General features: G+C 40.5%; 21 protein-coding genes and 1 pseudogene. 11 read left to right on the forward strand and 11 right to left on the reverse strand.

Translation table 11 applies throughout. From position 1 onward, the window contains the following. The first annotated feature begins 3 nt into the window (after positions 1 to 3). Complete coding sequence (locus MHH54_RS04920; RefSeq protein ID WP_050945411.1) at positions 4 to 750, forward strand: NAD-dependent protein deacylase; 747 nt, start codon at positions 4 to 6, stop codon at positions 748 to 750. Between the two features lie 40 nt (positions 751 to 790). On the opposite strand, the gene MHH54_RS04925 is transcribed toward MHH54_RS04920, so the two are convergent. Continuing rightward, positions 791 to 1,645 (reverse strand): polysaccharide deacetylase family protein, encoded by an 855-nt coding sequence (locus MHH54_RS04925; RefSeq protein WP_342500752.1) that lies wholly within the window; start codon positions 1,643 to 1,645, stop codon positions 791 to 793. 296 nt (positions 1,646 to 1,941) lie between these two features. On the opposite strand from MHH54_RS04925, the gene dat reads away from it, so the two are divergent. After that, complete coding sequence (gene dat / locus MHH54_RS04930) at positions 1,942 to 2,799, forward strand: D-amino-acid transaminase (protein ID WP_342500753.1); 858 nt, start codon at positions 1,942 to 1,944, stop codon at positions 2,797 to 2,799. Positions 2,800 to 2,845: 46 nt separating this feature from the next. Here dat and MHH54_RS04935 read toward each other — a convergent pair whose 3' ends face one another. Then, entirely contained in the window at positions 2,846 to 3,352 is a 507-nt protein-coding gene (locus MHH54_RS04935; protein ID WP_113386900.1) for a universal stress protein, read from the reverse strand. Between the two features lie 557 nt (positions 3,353 to 3,909). Here MHH54_RS04935 and MHH54_RS04940 point away from each other — a divergent pair. Then, the gene (locus MHH54_RS04940) at positions 3,910 to 5,667 is read left to right on the forward strand and encodes an ABC transporter transmembrane domain-containing protein (protein WP_342500754.1); all 1,758 of its coding nucleotides are present in this window, start codon (positions 3,910 to 3,912) and stop codon (positions 5,665 to 5,667) included. Continuing rightward, entirely contained in the window at positions 5,664 to 7,679 is a 2,016-nt protein-coding gene (locus MHH54_RS04945; RefSeq protein ID WP_342500755.1) for an ABC transporter ATP-binding protein, read from the forward strand. The genes MHH54_RS04940 and MHH54_RS04945 overlap by 4 nt, the downstream gene beginning before the upstream one ends. 104 nt (positions 7,680 to 7,783) lie before the next feature. Here MHH54_RS04945 and MHH54_RS04950 read toward each other — a convergent pair whose 3' ends face one another. The 7 genes from MHH54_RS04950 to MHH54_RS04980 form a co-directional block, all read right to left on the reverse strand. After that, on the reverse strand, positions 7,784 to 8,401 hold the full coding sequence (locus MHH54_RS04950) for an NAD(P)H-binding protein (protein WP_003212493.1): 618 nt from the start codon (positions 8,399 to 8,401) through the stop codon (positions 7,784 to 7,786). A gap of 286 nt (positions 8,402 to 8,687) precedes the next feature. Continuing rightward, entirely contained in the window at positions 8,688 to 8,891 is a 204-nt protein-coding gene (locus MHH54_RS04955; RefSeq protein WP_003210761.1) for an alpha/beta-type small acid-soluble spore protein, read from the reverse strand. Between the two features lie 233 nt (positions 8,892 to 9,124). Beyond that, positions 9,125 to 10,231 (reverse strand): sn-glycerol-3-phosphate ABC transporter ATP-binding protein UgpC, encoded by a 1,107-nt coding sequence (gene ugpC, locus MHH54_RS04960; protein ID WP_044140668.1) that lies wholly within the window; start codon positions 10,229 to 10,231, stop codon positions 9,125 to 9,127. A gap of 124 nt (positions 10,232 to 10,355) precedes the next feature. Then, the gene (locus tag MHH54_RS04965) at positions 10,356 to 11,246 is read right to left on the reverse strand and encodes a helix-turn-helix domain-containing protein (protein ID WP_342500756.1); all 891 of its coding nucleotides are present in this window, start codon (positions 11,244 to 11,246) and stop codon (positions 10,356 to 10,358) included. Between the two features lie 20 nt (positions 11,247 to 11,266). Continuing rightward, entirely contained in the window at positions 11,267 to 11,476 is a 210-nt protein-coding gene (locus tag MHH54_RS04970; RefSeq protein WP_003211787.1) for a YheE family protein, read from the reverse strand. A 155-nt stretch (positions 11,477 to 11,631) separates the two neighbouring features. After that, positions 11,632 to 12,990, reverse strand: a complete 1,359-nt coding sequence (locus MHH54_RS04975; protein ID WP_342500757.1) for a YheC/YheD family protein — start codon at positions 12,988 to 12,990, stop codon at positions 11,632 to 11,634. Then, the gene (locus MHH54_RS04980) at positions 12,947 to 14,050 is read right to left on the reverse strand and encodes a YheC/YheD family protein (RefSeq protein WP_342500758.1); all 1,104 of its coding nucleotides are present in this window, start codon (positions 14,048 to 14,050) and stop codon (positions 12,947 to 12,949) included. The genes MHH54_RS04975 and MHH54_RS04980 overlap by 44 nt, the downstream gene beginning before the upstream one ends. A gap of 214 nt (positions 14,051 to 14,264) precedes the next feature. Here MHH54_RS04980 and MHH54_RS04985 point away from each other — a divergent pair, with 214 nt between their 5' ends. The 5 genes from MHH54_RS04985 to MHH54_RS05005 all read left to right on the forward strand — a co-directional run bounded on the left by MHH54_RS04985 (position 14,265) and on the right by MHH54_RS05005 (position 20,158). Then, a complete protein-coding gene (locus MHH54_RS04985) occupies positions 14,265 to 15,398 on the forward strand; it encodes a DUF445 family protein (protein ID WP_034620021.1) in 1,134 nt (377 codons plus the stop codon). 121 nt (positions 15,399 to 15,519) lie between these two features. After that, a complete protein-coding gene (locus tag MHH54_RS04990; RefSeq protein WP_003211109.1) occupies positions 15,520 to 15,876 on the forward strand; it encodes a YlbF family regulator in 357 nt (118 codons plus the stop codon). Positions 15,877 to 16,327: 451 nt separating this feature from the next. Continuing rightward, on the forward strand, positions 16,328 to 17,194 hold the full coding sequence (locus MHH54_RS04995; RefSeq protein WP_050945401.1) for a Cof-type HAD-IIB family hydrolase: 867 nt from the start codon (positions 16,328 to 16,330) through the stop codon (positions 17,192 to 17,194). 114 nt (positions 17,195 to 17,308) lie between these two features. Then, positions 17,309 to 18,808, forward strand: a complete 1,500-nt coding sequence (locus MHH54_RS05000) for a coproporphyrinogen III oxidase (RefSeq protein WP_342500759.1) — start codon at positions 17,309 to 17,311, stop codon at positions 18,806 to 18,808. Between the two features lie 75 nt (positions 18,809 to 18,883). Beyond that, positions 18,884 to 20,158 (forward strand): SidA/IucD/PvdA family monooxygenase, encoded by a 1,275-nt coding sequence (locus tag MHH54_RS05005; protein ID WP_342500760.1) that lies wholly within the window; start codon positions 18,884 to 18,886, stop codon positions 20,156 to 20,158. Here the strand turns inward: MHH54_RS05005 and MHH54_RS05010 are convergent. Further along, a pseudogene (locus MHH54_RS05010) lies at positions 20,143 to 20,367 on the reverse strand (hypothetical protein); the annotation flags it as partial. The gene MHH54_RS05005 and the pseudogene MHH54_RS05010 sit on opposite strands and share 16 nt — an antisense overlap. A gap of 601 nt (positions 20,368 to 20,968) precedes the next feature. On the opposite strand from MHH54_RS05010, the gene MHH54_RS05015 reads away from it, so the two are divergent. Beyond that, entirely contained in the window at positions 20,969 to 21,742 is a 774-nt protein-coding gene (locus MHH54_RS05015) for an enoyl-CoA hydratase (protein WP_080984796.1), read from the forward strand. 31 nt (positions 21,743 to 21,773) lie between these two features. On the opposite strand, the gene MHH54_RS05020 is transcribed toward MHH54_RS05015, so the two are convergent. Next, on the reverse strand, positions 21,774 to 21,962 hold the full coding sequence (locus MHH54_RS05020) for a YhzD family protein (protein ID WP_003210963.1): 189 nt from the start codon (positions 21,960 to 21,962) through the stop codon (positions 21,774 to 21,776). 172 nt (positions 21,963 to 22,134) lie between these two features. Between MHH54_RS05020 and MHH54_RS05025 the strand changes: the two genes are divergently transcribed. Beyond that, on the forward strand, positions 22,135 to 23,349 hold the full coding sequence (locus MHH54_RS05025; protein WP_003212506.1) for a DNA repair exonuclease: 1,215 nt from the start codon (positions 22,135 to 22,137) through the stop codon (positions 23,347 to 23,349). Positions 23,350 to 23,365: the final 16 nt, after the last annotated feature.

Here is a 23,365-nt window from a genome sequence, read left to right on the forward strand (position 1 = left end):
TGCGTGGATCAAACAAAGGTGGCAGTGCTAAGAGAGAAATTAACGCAGGCTTCACATATAATGGTGCTTTCAGGTGCGGGGATGAGCACGGAATCAGGTATTCCCGATTTTAGATCAACGGGCGGCTTATGGACTGAAGACACCGCTCGCATGGAAGCGATGAGCCGCTCCTACTTTTTATCAAACCCTTATCAATTCTGGCCGAAATTCAAGGAATTGTTTCAGATGAAAATGAGCGGGGAGTACGAGCCGAATAGCGGGCATACCTTCTTAGCAAGCCTTGAGAAACAAGGAAAACTTGTAGAGATTTTTACCCAAAATATTGATGGCCTGCATAAAAAAGCAGGAAGCCAGCATGTATATGAACTTCACGGCTCCATTCAAACAGCTACTTGTCCATCATGCCAAGCTACATATGAATTGCCTTATTTATTACAAGAAGAAGTGCCTGTATGTCTAAAGGTTTCCTCAGACGGACGGACATGTGGGCAAGTGCTGAAAACAGATGTTGTCCTTTTTGGAGACAGGGTTAAACATTTTGATCAAGTAGAGAAATCACTTCAGCAAGCGGACCTTCTGCTCGTCATGGGAACCTCCCTAGAAGTAGCGCCAGCAAGGTATATTCCTGAAGATGCGGCTCAAAATCCTTCCATCTTCAAGGTGATGATGAATTTGAGTGAAACAGAATACGATCCACTGTTTGATCTTGTCTTTCATGAGCGAATTGGTGATCTCGTGAAAGCTTTATAAATCATCAAAAAACCCGCATTCAATAGGTGCGGGTTTTTCTTTATTGCTGCAGCGGCTCCATTGTTTCATCTAGGACTTCAAATGTATAGCCCTTTGCTTTTAGCTGTGTGAGCAAACTGTTTAAGTATTTTGCTGTCGCTGGCTGATCGTGCATTAAGATGATCTTTGGTTCCTTTGGATGTTTTGTCTCTAGCACTTGCAGCTGATTCAATACTTCTGGTACATATTTTGAGCTTTTATATTTCCAGTCAAGACTGTCAATTGTCCAATCCCAGTAGATAAAGCCTTTTTGTTTTAAACGTGCTTTTTGCTGATCGGTTAAATTTGGGGCGCTGCCATAAGGTGTTCTCACAAGGTGTGTATACTCTCCTGTGACAGAAGCCAAAATGCGCTGATCTTTCTTCATCTCATTAACGGGAGAATCACTTTTTTGATAAAAGCGTTTCACATCATGTGTGATCCCATGAAGCCCTAACTGATGACCTTCTTGATGAAGTCTTTTCACAGCTGCCGGATGTTCTTTAATCTGTGGCCCAAGCATGAAGAATGTGGCCTTTACTTGATGCGCCTTAAGCACATCTAAAAGCTGGTTTGATGTCGCTGACGGACCATCATCAAAGGTTAAAAAGATCGTTTGATCCGTTACATGTTTGTTTGGGTTGATCTTAAAATGTGCATCTAATGTTTTCGTAGAATCATCTTTTGCTTTCAGACTTGTGCTTGTGTCTCGGAATTGACTGCTCGCAGACATTTTAGCCGGCTGATCTGCTGCCTGCATATTGGTTTTAGATATATCCCAAATAAAAAAGAGGATCAGTGACAGAATCACTAAACCAATCGCCTTTGAGAGCAGCATCGTGTTTGAAGGTGTCTGTTTTTTCGTAACCCGTTGCATTACAATCGCTCCAATAAATCAAAAATTTGTGTCGAATCATGTAGTAGATTCTGTCTTTTTTCATTGTTTTTTGTCGTGTTCATATGGAGTAAGTATACAGGAAAAAAGAGCCTATGAATATAGAAGATGCTAAAAAATTGGAATCTTTTTGGTTATGAGTCTATGTTTGTTACAATAGAAAGTTGACCATTTATCATGATGTGAAATAATTCTGAATAATCATTGAAACGTACCCATTTATCCGCTAAGATAGCATCAGATTCAACCATTAATGCGAAGCGAAGGGGAGATTCCGTATGAAAGTATTGTATAATGACGATTTCATTGAAAAAAAGGATGCACATGTGGATATTGAAGACAGAGGCTATCAATTTGGTGACGGTGTCTATGAGGTCATCCGTGTATACAATGGGAATTTTTTTACATTAAAAGAGCATACAGAGCGTCTGTTCAAGAGTGCAAAAGAAATCGGCATTCATCTTCAAGGTGCAGTATCAGATATGGAAGAAAAGTTAAAACAGCTCATCGCCCATAACCAATTAACAGATGGCGGTGTGTATATTCAAGTCACGCGGGGCGTCGCACCTCGTAAACATCAATATGGCAATTCTCTCACTCCTCAAATCACAGCATATACGTTCCAGGTGAAAAAGCCTGTTCATGAGCAGACAGCTGGTGCAAAGGCTATATTATCTGAGGACCTTCGCTGGTTAAGATGTGATATTAAAAGCTTAAATCTTTTATATAACGTCATGGAAAAACAGAAAGCATCTGAAGCTGGTGCGTTTGAAGCCATTCTGATTAGAGACGGTTTTGTGACAGAGGGTACTTCCTCGAATGTATATGCCGTCATTGATGGCGTGATTCGCACACATCCCGCAAACAATTTTATTCTAAACGGCATTACCCGTAGAAAGCTTCTTGAAGTATGTGAAGAAGAGGGATGCAGCGTTGGAGAAATGCGTATAAGTAAAGAAGAGCTGCTGCGCGCCCAGGAAATCTTCATCAGCTCGACGACGGCTGAAGTCATTCCGATTGTTGAAATTGATGGTCAGCCAGTAGGAGAAGGCGTTCCAGGAGAGTTAACAAAGCGTGTACAGGAAGGCTTCCAGCAAAAAATTAAACAGGAAAGTGAAGCATCGATTTCTTCATAAATAAAAAGAGGCTGTAAGCAAATGTTTACAGCCTTCTGTGATTCTTTTATTTTACAATAAGCACAGGTATATCTGATTTTGATGATAACTTTTCACTTACACTGCCAAAGAGCATTTTTTTCAATCTGCTTTGGTCACGTGCTCCCATGACGATGAGGTCTGCTGATATGTCTTCAGCATATTCGATAATCGCTTCCGCTGGTTCCCCCTCAACAATTTCAATCGCAGCTTCAAACTGCTCCTCATTTAAAAGCATTCTTGCTTCTGCAACGACCTCTTCTGTATGATCTTCAAAAATCAAGGGACTTTGCTGTTCATCATGAGGTACATACACAGGGGGTGTTTGAAGGTCTGCCATGCCGCCGCCGATATAAGCTCCGCCAGTCATTGGGCGCGGTGCATCAAACACCTGTATGCTTGATTTGCCATCATGTGCATAGGCAACGGTCAGCTTGGCATTCAAGGTTTTGGCTAAAGCGATTGCCTTTTTTAATGCTTTCTTACTGTCTTCATGTCCATCAAACGCAACGACCATCCGATCAGCTTGAAACAATGTCCTCATTCCTTTCAAAAGGAGTCTTTACACTCATGGTATACCCGTTATCTGAAAAAGATACACATGAAGGCGGTGAATTTTTTGTTAGAAAATTTCATTTATTGAAAAATATTTATTGACAAAATGGTGACAGCCACTATAAGATAAAAAAAGATTCAAGAGCCAAAAGGAGGAAATGTCATGTGCAACATTGGAAGAATGAAATCAAACTGCATGAATGGGTTGATTCACGTGACAATTACACCTTCGTTGGTCATTGAAAAGGAACTCGTATGTTCCAATTGATCGGATGAATCAAGGCGTATGTTGCGTATTTGTCAACATGCGCCTTTTTACATGACGAAAAGAGGCGTACCAGATAGCTGGTTGCCTCTTTTTTTGTTGTATTCATTTCGTATTTCGAAATAAAGGGATGGAGATCAACAAGTAAATGAAGAGGAGTGAAAGCATGTGAACATGCCAAAAACAAGACAAATGACAAAAACCAAAAAAACAATTCAAGGTGACAGCCAAGAAAATCTAGAAAGCGGCTAGCTTTAAAAGGAGAGACAAACATGTTTTCAGTATTTACGAAATTAGGCTGGTTCTTCAAACAAGAGTGGAGGCGTTATACGATCGCCATTACGCTCCTGCTCATTGTGAATGTGCTTGAAATGCTGCCGCCAAGATATCTTGGGCAGGCAGTGGATGACATTCGTTCTGGTCAATTTACAACATCTAGTATGATGTTTTATGTAGCCATTTTTTGCTTGCTAGGTGTCGTCGTCTATACACTGACATATTTTTGGATGTATCAGTTATTTGGCGGCGCAAATGTCATGGAGCGTGTAATGCGTGGGAAACTCATGCGCCACTTACTTAAGATGACACCTACCTTTTATGAGAAGAAAAAAACAGGTAACTTAATGGCATTAGGTACAAACGATTTGAATGCTGTAGCTTTAACGACAGGTTTTGGCGTTCTGACATTGGTGGATTCCACTGCTTATATGCTGATGATCTTTTTTACGATGGGGCTGACGATTAGCTGGAAATTAACTTTAATGGCGATTATCCCTATGCCGCTGATGGCGCTTTTGATTGCGTATTATGGCAGCAAGATTCATGATCGCTTTACAGTTGCTCAAGATGCATTTGGTGATATGAACGACCGCGTGCTTGAATCAGTCGCAGGCGTCCGGGTCATCCGGTCTTTTGTACAGGAGAAACAAGACGTCGAACGCTTTCGTCAAATGACTGATGATGTATTTCAAAAAAATATGAGAGTGGCGGTCATTGATTCATTGTTTGAGCCGACAGTGAAATTACTTGTCGGTGTCAGCTACTTAATAGGAATTGGCTACGGAGCCTATCTTGTATTCCAAAGTGATTTAACCATTGGTGAGCTTGTCGCTTTTAACGTCTATCTTGGGATGATGATCTGGCCAATGTTTGCGATCGGCGAGTTGATTAATATTATGCAAAGAGGAAATGCGTCGTTAGACCGGTTGAATCATACACTCAGCTACAAGCCGGATGTCACAGACGCTTCTCAGCCAAAAACGTTACAAGAGCCTGGCGATATTCAGTTTGATCGCGTGACATTTAGGTATCCAACTTCCCCTAAAGATAATTTAATTGATGTGTCCTTTACGATTCGAAAGGGGCAAACGATCGGAATTACAGGCAAAACAGGAAGCGGTAAAACGACTATCGTAAAACAGCTTCTGCGCCAGTACCCAACAGGTAATGGTCAAATCCTGCTATCAGGAGTCCCAATCCAAGAGATCGAATTGGATCAGCTATTTCAATGGATCGGATACGTACCGCAGGATCATATTCTTTTTTCTAAAAGTGTAGAAGAGAATATGCGTTTTGGTCATCGAGACGCAAAACAAAATGAATTAGCACAAGCGATCAAAGATGCTTATTTCGAAAAAGATTTACGTCTTTTGCCAGAAGGTCTCGAAACCATGGTCGGAGAAAAAGGTGTGGCGCTGTCAGGTGGACAAAAGCAGCGAATTTCCATTGCACGCGCTTTATTAATAGATCCCGACATTTTAATACTGGATGACTCGCTTTCTGCGGTAGATGCAAAAACAGAAACCGCTATTTTAGAAAATTTAAGGCAAAATCGTCATGGAAAAACGACGTTTATTACGACTCATCGTCTATCAGCTGTTGAGCATGCAGATCTCATACTTGTCATGGAAGAAGGACGCATCGTCCAAAAGGGAACTCACGAAGAGCTCATTCAGGAAGATGGATGGTACAAAGAACAATTTCTGCGTCAGCAGCTGACAAACCAGCTGGAAGGAGGGGATGAGGCATGACAACAGGAAGAAGACTCCTTGCCTACGCACTCCATTATAAGAAAGTACTGTCTGTTGCCTTGATTTTTCTCATCATTGCAGTAGGTGCTGAACTGACAGGACCATTTATTGGGAAGAAAATGATTGATGATCATATTTTAGGTGTAGAAAAGCCTTATGTCGAGGTCAATGAAAAAACAGACAAAACCGTTTATTACCAGGGAAATAACTATATACGAAGCGATCGATTAGACAGTGGTATGGAATCTGGAAAACAAATCAATGTGGTGCAAGTCGGATTCGGTTACTATTTTGTGAATGAGCCGATTCGCTTTGACGGAAACCGAAAGATCTCGGGAGATCAGCTTACCATTGAAAATGGAAACGAGCGCGAGACCTATCAAGTACAGCGTTTATCGAAAGAGGAAATTTTCTCTTTTTATGAGCCGGAAATCAGTGGTTTGGTGCAGCTTGTTCTATTTTATCTAGGGCTTCTCGTTATTGCGATTTTCTTTCAATATGCGCAGCATTATCTGTTACAACGAATAGCCAATCGAATTATTCAAAAAATGAGGGTGGATGTATTTGAGCATATTCAAACACTGCCTATCCGGTATTTTGATAATTTACCTGCTGGAAAGGTCGTAGCGAGGATTACCAATGACACAGAAACCATTCGTGATTTATATGTGACAGTCCTCGCTAATTTCGTGACGAGTGCTATTTACATGATAGGAATTTATATTGCCATGTTTTTATTAAATGTGAAGCTGGCACTCATTTGTTTAGTGGCGGTACCGATTATTTTCCTATGGTCGATGACCTACAGAAAGTTTGCATCAGTGTACAACCACCGCATTCGTTCGATCATTAGTGACATCAATGCCAAGCTAAATGAAGCCATTCAAGGGATGACCATTATTCAAGCGTTTCGTCATGAAAAAGTGACGAAAGAGGAATTTGATGAGCTGAACAACAATCACTTTCGATATCAGCGAAAGATGCTGCATTTAAATTCACTTCTGTCGCATAATTTGGTTAACTTGCTTCGGAATTTAGCCTATGTGGCACTCATTTGGTATTTTGGCGGTGCGTCCTTAAGTGCGACGGGCATTGTGTCAATTGGTGTGCTCTATGCGTTTGTCGATTATTTAAATCGATTATTTCAGCCGATTACAGGCATTGTGAACCAATTCTCGAGATTGGAATTAGCAAGGGTTTCATCGGAAAGGGTTTTCCGATTATTGGATGAGCCAGGAACAACAGTAGAAGAACCTGTTCAAAAAAAAATGGAGGGACACGTTCAGTTCCAAGATGTCACCTTTGCTTATAATGAAGGGAATAATGTATTAAAGAACATTACGTTCGAGGCAAAAAAAGGCCAAACGGTTGCACTTGTGGGGCATACTGGTTCTGGGAAAAGCTCGATCATGAACTTGCTGCTGCGTTTTTATGACATTCAGCAAGGAGACATTCTCATTGATGGAGAAAGCATTTATCGCCAGTCTCGGCAAACGTTGCGGAAACAAATGGGCATTGTTCTTCAAGACCCGTATTTATTTTCCGGAACGATTGCATCTAATGTCAGCTTAGGAAATGAAGACATTAAAAGAGAAACGATTGAAGCATCATTAAAACAAGTAGGCGCAGTAGAGTTATTGAAGCATCTGCCAGAAGGATTTGATGAACCAGTCGTTGAAAAGGGAAGTACTCTTTCCTCAGGGGAACGTCAGTTAATTTCATTTGCTCGTGCACTAGCGTACGATCCAGCGATCTTAATTTTAGATGAAGCCACCGCAAACATTGATACAGAAACAGAAGCGATCATTCAGCGAGCGCTTGATGTCGTCAAAGAAGGACGAACAACTTTTGTCATTGCTCACCGATTATCCACCATTAAGAAAGCCGATATGATTTTGGTTTTAGAAAAAGGGGAAATTGTCGAGCGGGGTAGTCATGATCAACTCATGCAGCAAGAAGGGCTATATGCGCAAATGTACGAACTGCAAAAGGGTGCTGTGGCAAACAGCTGATGAATCACAAAAAAGAGCCTATTCATATTGAATGGGGCTCTTTTAATTTGCATAAAAAAGTCGAGAAATCGTTTTTGACCTCGATCTTTACTCGTTATGCGTCATTAGTAGGCAATGCCGACGCGTTGATGTACAAATTCCTTCGAATTTAACTGCTGATATAAAAAGTGTGCGGTATCTTCAACTGAAATTTTCTTTCCATCTATAGGGAGAAAATCTTTCTCATAGCGATATGACCGTGTCACTTCTCCGTCTGGTAAATAGGTTGGACAAATAATGGTCCAATCTAAATCAGTCGATTGAAGGAGTTCAAACGCTTTGGCATGCTCCTTAGCTGCTCGGGAAGTGGTCCGCCTTGATTCATTTGTTTCAAAACGGTAAAGTTCCGGCTGCTGCCTTGCCTTTAAAATACCTGCTGTACCTATTGTAATAATTCTTGATGTATTTGATTGCTTCATGGCTTGTACGATATGCTCCATTGAAACAGATAATGTATCATCACCATCTGTCGATAGACAGCTCACAACAATATCTGCTCCTTTGATCGTCTCAAGCACATCTTCTCGATTTCTTGAATTGCCGGTGACTTGAAACATACCCGCAAGCATTTCTTCTCTGTTTGTCCGAATCAATGAACGAACTATGTAACGATCATCTACTTGAACGAAACGAAGAAATGCTTGTCCTACACGTCCATGAGCACCGAAAAGAGCTATTTTCATCTGTTCGATCCCTCCACTACATACTATAAGTGAAAAGAACCGAAAATGGTACAACTTTTATGTGATGCTTTTTTTATAAAGGTGAAAGGACCGAATACTATGAGCATATTCACATAATAAAGAGATACCTACGAATTGTAGAAGTTCAAAGTTCATACCGGAAATAATGTCCATGAAGATCCGCTCCTTTCTACTCCATGATATGAGCTGGAAAGGAGATTGGTGAGGGGGAATAACAAAAAAAGAAGACACCTTAAGAGGTGCCTTCTAATATCCAGATATGAAATTAAGCTTTTGTTCCACCCATGTGTTGTTGCGCGTAAGACACAAGACGTTTTGTGATTTCTCCACCAACTGAACCGTTAGCACGAGCTGTAGTTTCTGCTCCAAGGTTAACGCCAAATTCAGAAGCGATTTCGTATTTCATTTGATCGATTGCTTGCTCTGCTCCTGGAACTAGTAATTGATTTGAACTATTAGAATTAGCCATGTTGTGAATCTCCTTTTTGTATATGATTTGGTTTTTGGTTGGGTTTGCTGGAATCGCACCAGCGAAATGATCAAGTCATTTGCCACTTGGCGAAACCCAATGCAGTAACTGCTTTGTACTAAGTATTATGGTGATTTTCGAAAAAAACATACGAGAAAAGTACATGGTAAATGTTGTTCAACATGCAAAAAAGCCATCACTCAATCATGAGTGATGGCACTGCATATATCTCTTTATTCAGCGGAACGGATGCGGAGCTCCGTATCCGAATCAAAGAAGTGGGCTTTGTTCATATCGATGGCAAGAGGTATAGATTGTCCGGCCTGAACCTCGGTACGAGAATCAACACGTGCAATAAAAGACTGACCATCGAGAGAAGAGTAAAGCATCGTTTCTGCTCCCATTAATTCAGCAACTTCTACGTTGGCATCGATCTTTGTGCCCTCAGACGCTTCTATAAACACGGGTTCATCATGAAAATCTTCTGGTCTGATACCAAGGATGATATCTTTTCCGATATAACCTTGGCTGCGTAATACCTTCATCTTTCCTTCTGGTACACGTATATGCGTTTTTCCAACTGCAATGGCACCGTCAGAGAGCTTTCCTGTAAAAAAATTCATCGCAGGAGAACCAATGAATCCACCTACAAATACATTCTCAGGATTTTCATATACATCCTTCGGCGCTCCAACCTGCTGAATAAAGCCATCTTTCATTACGACAAGACGAGTAGCCATTGTCATAGCTTCAGTCTGATCATGTGTGACATAGATAAATGTTGTTTGCAGACGCTGATGAAGCTTAGATATTTCAGCACGCATTTGAACGCGGAGTTTTGCATCTAAATTAGAAAGCGGCTCATCCAAAAGAAAGACCTTTGCATCACGCACAATTGCTCTCCCAAGTGCAACACGCTGTCTTTGACCTCCAGACAGTGCTTTTGGTTTCCTGTCTAAATATTGCTCAAGGCCTAATATTTTAGCGGCATTTCGAACCCGCTCATCAATTTCTGCTTTCGGGAACTTCCGTAGCTTTAATCCAAAAGCCATATTATCGTATACATTCATGTGAGGGTATAATGCATAGTTTTGGAAAACCATTGCGATATCCCGGTCTTTTGGTGCTACATCATTCATCCGTTTTCCGTCTAAAAGAAAATCCCCTTGTGAAATCTCTTCAAGTCCTGCAATCATGCGAAGGGTTGTTGATTTTCCGCACCCAGATGGACCAACAAATACAACAAATTCTTTATCTTCTATATGTAGATTAAAGTTGTCTACTGCTGTTACCTTGTTATCATACACTTTATAAATTTGATTGAGCATCATTTCAGCCATAGATGATAACCTCCCCATTTACTTATTGAAAGCGCTTTACTTGTAAATAAAGTGTATAAAATGGGGAAGCGTCTGTAAATGGACAACGTGCACAACATCTCATTTTCATTTTTGGGCAGGGTGCTCATGTCACTGAATGTGATGAAAGGTCGAGAAGATTCATCATAAAATAGACGGCAGATGCTTCTGGAAAATGTCGTATATCAATTCCTGTTCGCTCAATAAATTTATCAATTCGATATTGAAGGCTGTTTCTGTGAACATATAAAGCTTTTGCTGCCTTAGATGCATTTAAGCTACATTGCATATAAGTCATGAGGGTACGGTAAACGTCCCGATCAAGGACCGCCTCTTTAAAAGCATCTGAAATAGCATGAGAGAGGGCGGATTCATCATAACGTAAGAGTGAGGGTAGACATTGATAAATTGTGCAAATCCCTGACCTAGGCTTAGCTCGCTGCATATGGCCCAAGACAAGCTGCTGTTCTTTTAACAATTTCTTCTGTAAATGTTCATTTGGCAAATGGAGCTGTCCTTGTAAAAAGACTGAGTCTGTTAAAAAGTCACTTGTAATGGCTAGAGACAAATCATATAGCAGCTCTAATTGACTATTTTCTGATGTAGCGTTTGTTTGAATCAGCATCGCTGTATGAGCGCCTGTCCAAATGAAATGAGTTTGTTCGAGGCTGTGGACCACAGCCTCTTTTATTTGCTGCCTTTGTTCTGCTTGATGTGACATTTTAAAATAATATACACGGACGGGGTGCTGAACAGTTAGTGGTTTGTTATCAAAAAGATAGCTGTACCATTTTTGTTCATCCTCAGTCTGCTTTGTGTGAGAAAGATCAATTGGTGTAAGGAAAGTATTGAGAAGAAGTGTTTCTCTAGCTGTAAGCTTTGATTTGTCTACTCCAAATAATTCGCCTTCGTCTGTTTGATACCAAAGAATTTGATGATCATCTGTAGGGGAGCTGATGATATGCTCTCCGTAAACAAGCTTTAATTTTTCTAACATGGCGAAGCTCCTTAAACAGTTTAATCATAGACATGGAATAGCATTAATTCGTGGATTTCTTCTTTTAATGTTGGTTCGACTTCATGGGGCGGAAGCTGAGAGCCCCATTCAATATCACCTGTTTTGTGGTAGATGCCTTCGTAGTGCGCACCATTGTGAAAAAAGGATATTTTCCAGCCTGGCAATTGTGCTTTTTTAAAGAGAGGTTTCCATTGAAAATGAGAAATCATATCATCATTGCCTCCTTGCTTTTATTGATGAAACAATAAATAAACACGACAATACGGAAACAACCTTGAACTTGATTTTATTGTATCTCATCTGATGAAAAGAGCATAGGAAAAGCATAGATTTCATAGCACCCTCACTTTAAAACGAAAAACAGTCAGTAGACGTTTGTATGGTCTGTAGTTGTTGAGGTCGTTTGTGAAAGGTAAGATGCGTAATCCATGATTCTTTTGCCGATCAGCCTTTCTGAGTTTCGCAATGAGACATGCTGGAAAACCTCGCGGCCAGGGCGAGAATTGGCTTCAAACATCCAGATAGCTCCTGTCTGATCAATACCTAAATCAAAACCGATTTCACCAATATGACCGGACATTTTTTCATCAATTACCTGACTAAGCGTGATGGCCGTATAAGAAAGCTGCTCTAGGATTTTGAAACGCTTCTTCTTTTCTGGAAAAACATCATAAAGTGTTCTCACGGAGCCACCATGTGAATGGTGAGTCGTGACGGTGTGATTGCCAGAAATTTTTGCTGCTGCTGCTGTGACTGTCCAATGACCGTACTTATTTTTATTGGTATGGACTCTAAAATCCATTGGTTGATTGTCTATTTGAAGAAGTGCAATGCCTTGTTGAGCCATAAAGTCTTGAACTGCGTGATCTTTCCGGAGATTGGTCACGAAATCCTCTAATGAGTCATATGGAACAGCTCTTCCTTGATTTGAGCATACAATGATTCCATGAGCCTTCTTGTTTAATTGATAAATATCGTCGCCGTGACTGCCGTTTGACGGTTTTAAGTAAATGACCTGATGTAGATGGAGGAGTGTTTCTATTTTATTTAGAGCGTCCACCGGGTCCAATTGTATGGAATGTGGAAGAAAAGGACATGTTTTTTCATCTGTTAACAGTTGTTCATGAATATCCCATTTGTTAAAAAAATGAGGGTTGAACCAAGGAATATCATAGTCTTGAGTGAGTTTGCGTTTTGTTTCTTGAATGAATGCTGACTGAGCAGCCTTTCTACTTGGAAGACGGTCGTAAATGACTGAAGGCAGGGGCATCTGTTTTTTAACCCATGTTTGCTGTTGGTACAACAATCCTTCTACCATTCCTTTATCCCAATCAATAGAATGAGTACCAAAAAGATAGGCAAAACCGGCATGTTGTTTGAAAGAGCGCAGCAGTTTGATAAAAAAGTCTGATCTCGTTCCGAGTGGCTGCGTGCTTTGCTCAAAACCTGCGGTGAAAATACCAAGCAGTGGCCCTAAAAACAGGGTATGATCAATGGCGATCACATCAGCTTTTGATTGATAAGGAATTCGTAAATCTCTATATAGATCTTCTGATAATAAAATTTTCTTCGAATGTTGATGATAGGAAACGGTGAATTCATCTATTAAACGGGAACCTAAAGCAAGAGAATAGATCGCCTCCTGCTGTTTAAAACGGACGGGAAGATGAATTGTTTTTTCACTTGTGGGATGAGGAGCGATGATGCAGCGATTTTTGTTCATAAGATACCTCCTTCGGTTGAGACTTCATCGATTGGGCATGTGCAAGAATGGTACGAATCAAATGATTTTCCTTGTCAGGATAAGCTTTTAAAAAAGCGGATCGCCCTGGTTTTGATCTTATATTTGATATGAAAAGCCTGCCTTCACTTGTATGAAGTAAGTCTACAGCGAATTCAAAGCAAGGGGAAAGGGTTTTATCTATATATGCTGGCAGAGATGCTTGAATGGATGCAATATCATCTAAAAGAAGTTCTTTGATGTGCGGCTGCAAGGTGTTTAGATAGTGATCAAAGCCTATCATGGCTGCTGATTTTTGTGTAATGCTTAAATGACTATTTTCTGTAGGTGATTTTGTGTGAATTCCTATGCGATTCCACTGATTTTGTGAATCTTTCATCAGGAAAATCCTTATTTCATTGAATAAAAAGTCTTTTTCATCACTCGTCTGAAAAAATTGAAGGAAATATCGGCCTACATATTTTTTACACCAGCGCTCTATATCTGATGGACGCGAAAATGTGATGACTTGCTCGGGACTTAGCTGAACAGTGAAAGTGTTGCCTTTTAAGAAAATGAAGTAAGTAGATGCTGCATGGTGTTGAGAGAGCGGCTGCATTTTACAATAACCGTCTTTCCTTAACATGCTGAGAAGGTCTGATGTCTTTTTTAATAATGAGCAGACAGGTAAATATGGCTGTAAAGCAGGGAGAAGGCGGAGCTGCTCGAATAGCATCATTTTATTTGAAATACCTGTATTCAAAAAATCTGTTTTCGGATACTTTTTCAGCCAATCCATGATTGGTTTTGCTTTTTTAGATTGTGCGTCATGCTTGTAAAGGCATCGATCGTAAATCAAGTCAGGAATCTCAAATTCTGCTGCGACGAATCCATGACCATTCGTATATGTTTGACCTTGTATCAAATTTGAAGCCGGCTTTAAATCAAGTGGTGTAAAACGGACAACCTTTAAACCATAAGCAGGGGCAGCTTTGGCTAGCCCACGTGTGAATGCCTCTTCATACTTCGGTGAAAGGGTCACAATACCTAATGTTGATGTCATTAAAAAACACCTTCTTTTCAACTTCTTTTTTTACCAGCAGAAAAACACTTTTTTATGATTTTACATAAAGATTGCGCTCCTTTATCATTACGACAGATCGATTGATCATATGTCTAGCAGCATGCTTCATTTGCTTGGGAACTTGACAACAACTATAATACGTATAGGTTAAAACAATAAACATCGGGTGTTATTTGAAAGGTTGATGACGACTTTGAATATATTCACAACGTTTATCTTTATGATTGTGATAGGCGCAGTCATTGGAGCAGCAACAAACCATCTTGCGATTAAAATGCTTTTTCGCCCTTATAAGCCGTATTACTTATTCGGGAAACAGCTTCCTTTTACACCAGGGCTCATTCCGAAAAGAAGAGACGAAGTAGCCAAGCAGGTTGGTGTCATGGTGATGGAGCATTTGCTCACGCCAGAAGGTATTCAAAAGCGATTTGAATCATCGGAGGCAAAGCAAGAAATCTTACATACAGTCCATCGATATATTGACAAAGGCGCTGAAATGGAGATAACAGTGCTATCTTTGCTTGAAAGCTTCGGCGTATCACAGGCTGACGTCAAAGCAGATGAATGGATCCATGAGTGGTCTGATCATAAGCTCAATTCACTACTTGAAAATTATAATGAGCAAACTTTATCTGAATTGCTTCCGCTAGATGTGGAAAACAAAATATCTTCAAAAATTCCAGATGCAGCAGATTATATTTTAAAGAGAGGGATTCATTATTTTGAAAGTGAGGAAGGAAAATCAAGACTCGGTAATATGATTGATGATTTCTTAAAAGAAAGAGGAATGCTCGGCAGTATGGTCCAAATGTTTCTAGGAAATTCAAGCTTAATTGATCGGGTACATCCTGAAATCATCAAATTTTTAAGAAACGCAGAGACAAAAAGGTTTTTATCAGATTTGCTTGTTCAAGAATGGGACAAGGTGAAGCAGTTCTCTCTACATGAGCTTGATGAAAGATGGAATGTGAAGGAACTTATGTTTAGCGTGAAAAACCAATTGCTTTCTCAGTTCTCAACAAAGCTGATATTAGACAAACCAGTTGGTGCATATGTCAGTGCTGTAGCGGATGATCTTAAAACACACGTTGCACCAGTACTGATTCAAAAGGGGATCAGTGCGGCATCAAATGTTTTAGAGGATCTGCTTGCAAAGCTGCAATTTGAAGACATCATTCGTGAACAAATTGAACTTTTCCCGCTAGAAAAAATGGAAGAGCTTGTCGTCAGTATTTCCAATAAGGAGCTCAAGATGATTACATTCTTAGGCGGTCTTTTAGGCGGATTGATCGGCGCAATCCAAGCAATCTTTGTCACGCTATTTTAAGACAGAATAGAGAAATTTTGATGAATTCATTGTATATATGTGAAACGAAAGCCATAGTTTGTTATAGTGGAGTGGTGTCCGCCGATCATATCGGTGATAACGGATAGAAAGGAGACATAACATGTCTGTAAATGTTTATGATGTTGCATATGACCTTGAAAAAGCACTGCGTCATAGCGAAGAATATTCAACTTTAAAAAATCTTTATGATGAGGTAAACGCGGATGAATCCTCTAAAAGAATGTTCGATAACTTCCGTGACATTCAAGTAAACCTTCAACAAAAACAAATGACTGGTCAAGAGATCACACAAGAAGAAGTGGAGCAAGCTCAAAAAACAGTGGCACTTGTTCAACAGCACGATAAAATCTCGCAGTTGATGGAAGCAGAACAACGTGTGAGTGTTCTCATCGGAGAATTAAATAAAGTGATCATGAAGCCTCTTGAAGAGCTTTATGGGAATCCAGAAGAAAATTAATGAAAAGGGCGATGATATTCGCCCTTTTTTTATTTCACATGTTCCCTGTCCAACTTTTCAAAAAAAGGTTGTCGAAGCTCATAAATTTTGCGATAATACTTATATTGAAAGTGCTTTCAAATGAGCGCTCTCATGGGACAATTGGGTGCGTTTCACTTGGGATTTATGGCGATTAGCCAAACGAGAGAGAAGCGCTTCTGGGAGAAACACAAAGCATAAGGGGATCTGATATAAGCAATGCTTTGGTGTGTGAAAGATAAGGGGATCATGGGGAGCTTCATCACCTCATTGTGACGCATCCAAACCATACATAAAAAAAAGCCTAGGGGTAGGCTTTTTTTATTTGCAAAAGATTCATAACACACAGGGCTCTTTCAACTGCATGTTCTAAAGCACCAAGCTAGGGCATATCCTCATCGTAAGTACAGTCATCAAGAAGGGGGATGCCTCAGTGTCAAAAAAATTACTTGCACTCAATATAGATGGAACGTTACTTCGTTCCAATGGAAAAATCCATTCCGCTACAAAAGAAGCTGTGGAATACGTGAAGAAAAAAGGGGTTTACGTGACGCTTGTCACCAACCGGCATTTTCGTTCCGCACAAAAAATTGCCAAGGCGTTGAAGATTCCAACGTCAACCCTTGTAACGCATAGTGGTGCATTTATCGCGAATAAACTCGATGAGCCGCTTCATGTGAAGAAACTAACGGAAGAAAAAACATTTAATCTTGTACAAATTCTTGAAAGCTTTGATTGTAATGTTCGCTTGCTGCATGAAAAATTCTCGATTGGCAACCGGAAAAAAACGCAGTCACAGCTGATGGGAAAGACGTTGATTCATCCATCTGATCCAATTTTCTATCCCGTGCAATTTGTTGAATCGCTAAGTGATATGCTGATGGATGAACCGGTCAGTACACCAGTGATTGAAGTATATTCAACGGCAGAGCTGCAGCCTGAAATTCACCGAACCATTCAACAAGCTTTTCCATCTGTCGATCTTATTCGGATCAGTGATGAGAAAATGAATATTGTATGCAAAGGCGTATCGAAAGAAGCGGGGCTTTCTCTTTTGACCTCAGCATTAGATTTGACTTTAGAAGATACGGTGGTCATTGGGCAGGGAACAGATGACATCGCAATGCTTGAATTGGCTGGTTTAGGCGTTGCGATGGGAAATGCACCTCATTCTGTTAAGCGTAAAGCCGATTGGGTGACACGTTCGCACGATGAACAGGGAGTCGCTTATATGATCAAAGAATACTTTAGAATGCAGCAAAGAGAAGGATTCTTACATCAATTCGATATTAAACGATAATATAGGCGAAGGCCCTGTCAATCAAGAAATGGCAGGGCCTTCAACTGTTCCAGTCATTGCTTTTCCTACATAGATTTTGTAAAATGAAACAAGTTTGAAGATAAAGGTGATACGATGCGAATTTTAATTAAAGGGCTGTCAGATGAACGATTTCATCGCCCGCTTGTCAATATAGCCAATTTATTTGAAGAAGATAGTGAAGTGCTGTTTGATCCAGATGAATTGCATGATGGACTAGTCATGGAGTTTAGCTGGAAAGAAGAAAATGGCATAGTGGAGGCATCTGGTCACATCGCTGGATTAGACATCACTAGTCGTTTTTCGCGAGACGTCCCAGACGGCATGAATGACAAGGAGCGCTGGAAGCAAATCAAAAACACAGTGCTGTCTGTTTATTTACATCTGCTTCAGGAGCACACAGGAATGACGCAAAAGTGGGGTATTCTCACAGGGATACGTCCTACAAAATTACTTCATAAGATGCTGAGAGAAGGTATGACAAAGGAAGATGCGCATGCCGCGTTAAAGCGTGATTATTTGATTCATGATGAAAAAATCAATTTGATGCAGGAGATTGTTGATCGTCAGCTTCAAGCGATTCCTGACCTGTATGACCTTCAGCAGGAAGTAAGTATTTATATTGGTATTCCTTTCTGCCCAACAAAATGCGCTTATTGCACGTTTCCTGCTTATGCGATTAAAGGACAAGCTGGAAGAGTGGGAACGTTTTTGTTTGGTCTGCATTATGAGATGCAAAAAATTGGTACTTGGCTAAAAGAACATGGGATCAAAGTGACGACTGTTTATTTTGGCGGAGGTACGCCGACGAGTATCACTGCAGAAGAAATGGATTTGCTGTATGAAGAAATGTATCGCTCGTTCCCTGATGTGAAACATATACGGGAAGTGACTGTCGAAGCAGGACGTCCTGATACGATTTCGCCTGATAAGCTAGAGGTGCTAAACCGATATCATATTGACCGGATTAGTATCAATCCACAATCGTATGAGAATGAAACACTGAAAGCCATTGGCCGGCACCATAGTGTAGAAGAAACGATTGAAAAGTATCACTTATCAAGACAGTATGGCATGAATAATATTAATATGGACTTAATTATTGGTTTGCCGGGAGAAGGGCTAAAGGAATTCCAGCATTCCTTGCAACAGACTGAAGAACTTAAGCCTGAATCTTTAACTGTGCATACGCTCTCCTTTAAAAGAGCGTCTGAGATGACGCGCAATAAGGACAAATATCAAGTAGCTGACCGAGAAGAGATCACACGTATGATGGATGAAGCGGTCGCTTGGACGAAAGCACATGACTATCATCCTTATTATTTATATAGACAAAAAAACATCTTAGGAAACCTTGAAAATGTCGGGTATTCATTAGATGGACAGGAAAGTTTGTATAATATCATTATTATGGAAGAAGTGCAGACAATCATTGGGATTGGATGCGGTGCTGCTAGTAAGTTTATTGATCCACGTTCAGGAAAAATTACGCAATATGCCAATCCAAAAGATCCAAAATCATATAATGACCGTTATGAACACTATACTGAAGAGAAAATTCAGTTTCTTGAGTCATTATTTGTTCCTCATGTTTAAACACTGCGGTGACGCAGTGTTTTTTTCATTTGTAAAAGGGTATATAAGTGATAAAAAGTTAAAGCAGGTGTACATATGATTGATGTGATCGGAATTGGGATTGGGCCTGCCAATTTAGGTTTGGCGGCTTTGTTAGCGGAGTATGAAGATGTTTCATGCTGTTTTTTTGAACAGGAGACTGAATTTGCCTGGCATCCTGGTATGCTGATCAAAGGAACGGATTTACAAGTCTCCTTTTTAGCTGATCTTGTGACGATGGCGAATCCAAGGAGCAGATATACATTTTTAAATTATTTACATGAATCAAATAGACTTCACCGGTTCTATACATTTGAACAGTTTGACATTCCGCGAAGAGAATTCAATGAGTATTTGTCATGGGTCGCAGGTGAATTAGATAGCTGTCAATTTGGCATGAAGGTAGAGGAAGTGACGGACTGCCAAGGTGGTTATCTTGTGAAAGTCCGGCGATTGAAGGATGGATCGCTTTCTGAGTATCAGGCAAAGCATGTCGTGCTCGGAACAGGGAGCAAACCGATGATTCCTGTCGATGTGCCTGCTGCTGCACTGCCATATGTGACCCATAGCAGCCGGTATTTAGAACAACAGAAAGAACTTCATGAAGCTGAGACGGTGACGGTCATTGGCTCTGGGCAGAGTGCAGCCGAAATCTTCTTAGACCTGCTTCAGCATCAGAAGAAAGGGCAACAGCTATCTTGGTTTACGCGATCTAGTGAATTTAGAGAGCTGGAGACGGCTGAGCTTGGTCAGGAGCTGTTTACACCAAAGTACGTTGAATATTTCCATTCGCTTCCTTATGAAGAACGAATGAACACATTACCTAGGCTGACTGGATTAAGAAATGGGATAGATGCATCGACACTCTCACGCATTTATCAGGAATTGTATCATCGGTCTGTTTCAGGCGAAGAGCCATCTGTGATTATTCAGCCAATGACCGAGCTTGAAGCCATACAGGTGGAGGAGAATCAGTCCCTGAAGCTACACCTAAAGCAGTGGCAGTTAAAGAAAAAAAAGAATATAACAGTAGATCGTGCCGTATTGGCTACAGGGTATACACCGAATATCCCGGCATGGTTTAGTGCGTATGAACCTTTAATTGAATGGGAAAGTGAAGAGCATTTTAAAGTGACAGAAGACTTCAGGCTTGTGTTCAAAGACAAGCGTCCGCATCATTTCTTTACATTCACGCACCTAGATCACTCTCATGGAACAGCGGCGACCAATTTAAAACTATCCATCTACCGCAACCAGAAAGTGATTCAAACCATTCGCGGGGTCAAAGAAGCGCCAGTTAAGCAAGAAACAGCCTTTCAGCAATTTGAATAAGAGATAAAAAGGGCCCCAAGCATAGGGCCCTTTTTCATTAGATTCGTTTCTTTTTTCACTTTTGGCTTTTCTGTTTGCCATTTGAACACTTTGTTCAGAATTTGATAAATTCGCTTAGATTCCTTCGTCACTAGTGGACCTAATATCGCAAGAATTAAGACGTACAATGCAGCAAATGGCTTTAAGGTAGCGGCAAGTCCGCCCGCAATACTCCCAGGAAGATCATTTTCTTTCATATTCATTTTATCCCTCCAAATATGTAGGTTGTGATTTTCATATCGTAATACGGATGAAATAAAATGAATCATTATGGATCATTTGATTGACACATAATGGGGATCGCACACTTTATTTTCAAAAAACGTAGATCAATCGATAACGCAGCTGATGGAGCAGGCTTTAGAGGGAAAACCTTTGAATCAGCCAGTGATAATCTGTCCTTTAATAGAATAGAAGAGGCATATTTTTTGAAAATAGAGGTGTTTTCACAGCGTGTATTTCTTCATCGGAGATGGATGGAGAAATAAGACTAGGTGTGCTCGTTTCTGCTTGTGTAGCAAAAACGACATTTGAAAAAGGAGAAAACATGACGATGAAACTAACCAATATGAATAGGGAACGCCTTATCAGCCATCCTCCCCCTTTCATCATCAATTTCTTTCCTCATTTACTATATAAAAATATATTTTTTGTTTCAACAATTATGCTTATTTTGGTATCAACTGATCTTGAAATTTTTTACGCAGAGGAAAAGGGATTATTCGGGTTGAAATGGAAGTAAGTTGTGTGTTTAAAAGAAAAGGGGGATGCATGATGACATATATCAATTGTCAGCTAGACGGGGATATTTTTGAAATCGTTTTCAACAGACCAGATGCTTACAATTCATTTCATGTGGACATGTTTGCTGAATTCAAAGAGGCATGTGATGCGGCGGAGGAAAGTAGTGCAAAAGTCGTTGTGATCAAGGGTGTGGGAAAAGGATTTTCAGCAGGCGGAGATATTGGCATGATGCTGAAGCAGGAAAATGAAGAAGATTTCCATCGTGTGATGGATCTGATCGAGGGGATTACGCTTTCTCTTGCCGGTATGAAAAAAGTGACGATTGCTCTTGTCCACGGGTCAGCGGCAGGCCTTGCTTTTAGCTTTGCTTTAAGCTGTGACTACTTGTTTATGCATCAAGATGCAAAGCTCGCCATGAATTTTAATGGAGTAGGCTTAATACCAGATGGCGGAGGACACTTTTTCCTTACAAAAAGAGTCAGTGAACAAACCGCGAAACAATTGATTTGGAGCGGACAAAAGCTTCCTGCTGAAGAAGCGCTAAAGCTGGGCCTTGCAGACGGCGTGTTTCAAGAGGAAGTCGATGCGTATCAAAAGGTATGTGTGAAGCCGTTTATGAACATGCCGCTTCAAGCATTTATCGAGACAAAGCTAATCTATTTCCAGCAGTCAGAATCACAGCTATTAGCCGTTCTTCAAAAGGAGAGGGCAGCACAGGCAAGGCTGAGGCAAAGCCATGATCATAAGGAAGGCATTCAGGCCTTTTTAGAAAAAAGACGACCTGTGTTCCAGAATGTATAAACGGATGTGATGCCGGCGAATGCCGGCTTTTTTAACGTTCAAATAAAAGTAGCTTGCCTGCATCATCAACGAGCCGATGAGAATGCTTCGTGTATTGCTGTTCGATTAAGCGATGGCGACCTAATTCCTTTGCCTTTTCATCACTATCCGTTGTGATTTTTTCATTTAATAAAGTCTCACCCGATGGGTCAAATACAGTTAAAAAGTATGTCTTCTCCATTCCTCATCTTCCTTTCCTCTACTTGTCTATGTAATTAAACAAGGAATAAGATAAAACCTCTTTTTTAGCCCTTAAAAATGTGTTTTTTAGAATGAGAGTGATAGAACGTGCATTCGCAAAAATGGCATGATAAAATATGGACAATGACAGTATCGGACAAGGAGATAGACGTTTGACTAAGCTCACCTTTATTCATGCCGCAGATTTACATTTAGACAGTCCATTTGCAGGAATGTCGAATATCCCTAGCTTACCCTTTAAGCGGCTCAAAGAAAGTACATTTCAAAGTGCGAAGAATATGTTTGATCTCGCCATTGCTCGAGCAGTAGACTTTGTGCTGCTGAGTGGAGATTTATTTGACGAATCCAACCGTAGCCTGAAAGCACAGCTGTTTTTAAGAAATCAGTTTCTAAGACTGCAAACTCAAGGGATTGAAGTCTTTATTATTTATGGTAATCATGATCATTTAGGCGGTGAATGGACACCGATTGAGTGGCCTGAGAATGTGCACGTTTTTTCAACCAGTACCCCAAATGAGCAATCCTACTATAGAGGAGATCAGCTTGTCGCAAGTATTTATGGATTTAGCTACAAGGAGCGTGCTGTCTATGAAAATATGACCTCACATTACGTCAAAACGACAGATGCTGCCTTTCACATTGCGATGCTTCACGGTACATTAGCTGGACAAGAAGGTCATGACGCGTATGCACCTTTTCAGCTTGAGCAGCTCGTTTCCCGAGATTTCGATTATTGGGCGCTTGGACATATACATAAGAGAGCCCTTCTGCATGAAGACCCGTTGGTTATTTACCCTGGTAACATGCAGGGCAGACATATAAAAGAAACAGGAGAGAAAGGCTGTTACGTTGTTCAACTCTCCGAGGATTCTGCGACAGCAGAATTTATGAGCTGTGCGGATGTGATGTTTGAGACACTTGCAATAGACATCACAGAGACGGTTCATATGACGGATCTTGTGATACTTGTGGATAACAAAATCAGTGAACTGAAAAAAGATGGCGTCCCTCATTTTGTAAAAATTGAATTGACGGGTGAGGCTCCTCCTTACTTTGAGCATACGCAGATTGAGTTGCTTGAGGAGCTCATGACCGTTCTTCATGAACAGGAGGAAGATGAAGATGTATTCGTTTGGGTGATCTCGATTGATTGCCGAACAAATGAGGATGTCGCCTATCCAGAAGATTCTTTTTTAAAGGAACTCACTGCTGAAATTTCACAGTTTGAGGCATATGAAGAGCTTCTATCACCGATCAAGCGTCACCCAACCTATAGAAAGTCAGGCAAAACTCTCACAAAAGAGGATGAAGTGGATATAAAAGAAGAAGCACAAAGGCTGCTGACAGAACAGCTAAAGCAATTATGAGAAAAGGAGAGGCACA

Source organism: Bacillus sp. FSL K6-4563 (genome assembly GCF_038630405.1).
Classification (GTDB): Bacteria; Bacillota; Bacilli; order Bacillales; family Bacillaceae; genus Bacillus; species Bacillus pumilus.

Bases quoted from the DNA above. Each gene is read 5' to 3' on its own strand.
- MHH54_RS04945 (WP_342500755.1), top strand. From the start codon at position 5,664: ATGACAACAGGAAGAAGACTCCTTGCCTACGCACTCCATTATAAGAAA.
- MHH54_RS04965 (WP_342500756.1), bottom strand. From the start codon at position 11,246: ATGTTAGAAAAATTAAAGCTTGTTTACGGAGAGCATATCATCAGCTCC.
- MHH54_RS05005 (WP_342500760.1), top strand. From the start codon at position 18,884: ATGATTGATGTGATCGGAATTGGGATTGGGCCTGCCAATTTAGGTTTG.
- MHH54_RS05000 (WP_342500759.1), top strand. From the start codon at position 17,309: ATGCGAATTTTAATTAAAGGGCTGTCAGATGAACGATTTCATCGCCCG.
- MHH54_RS04940 (WP_342500754.1), top strand. From the start codon at position 3,910: ATGTTTTCAGTATTTACGAAATTAGGCTGGTTCTTCAAACAAGAGTGG.
- MHH54_RS05015 (WP_080984796.1), top strand. From the start codon at position 20,969: ATGATGACATATATCAATTGTCAGCTAGACGGGGATATTTTTGAAATC.
- MHH54_RS04950 (WP_003212493.1), bottom strand. From the start codon at position 8,401: ATGAAAATAGCTCTTTTCGGTGCTCATGGACGTGTAGGACAAGCATTT.
- MHH54_RS04970 (WP_003211787.1), bottom strand. From the start codon at position 11,476: ATGATTTCTCATTTTCAATGGAAACCTCTCTTTAAAAAAGCACAATTG.
- MHH54_RS04975 (WP_342500757.1), bottom strand. From the start codon at position 12,990: ATGAACAAAAATCGCTGCATCATCGCTCCTCATCCCACAAGTGAAAAA.
- MHH54_RS04990 (WP_003211109.1), top strand. From the start codon at position 15,520: ATGTCTGTAAATGTTTATGATGTTGCATATGACCTTGAAAAAGCACTG.
- MHH54_RS05020 (WP_003210963.1), bottom strand. From the start codon at position 21,962: ATGGAGAAGACATACTTTTTAACTGTATTTGACCCATCGGGTGAGACT.
- dat (WP_342500753.1), top strand. From the start codon at position 1,942: ATGAAAGTATTGTATAATGACGATTTCATTGAAAAAAAGGATGCACAT.
- ugpC (WP_044140668.1), bottom strand. From the start codon at position 10,231: ATGGCTGAAATGATGCTCAATCAAATTTATAAAGTGTATGATAACAAG.
- MHH54_RS04955 (WP_003210761.1), bottom strand. From the start codon at position 8,891: ATGGCTAATTCTAATAGTTCAAATCAATTACTAGTTCCAGGAGCAGAG.
- MHH54_RS04980 (WP_342500758.1), bottom strand. From the start codon at position 14,050: ATGACATCAACATTAGGTATTGTGACCCTTTCACCGAAGTATGAAGAG.
- MHH54_RS04925 (WP_342500752.1), bottom strand. From the start codon at position 1,645: ATGCAACGGGTTACGAAAAAACAGACACCTTCAAACACGATGCTGCTC.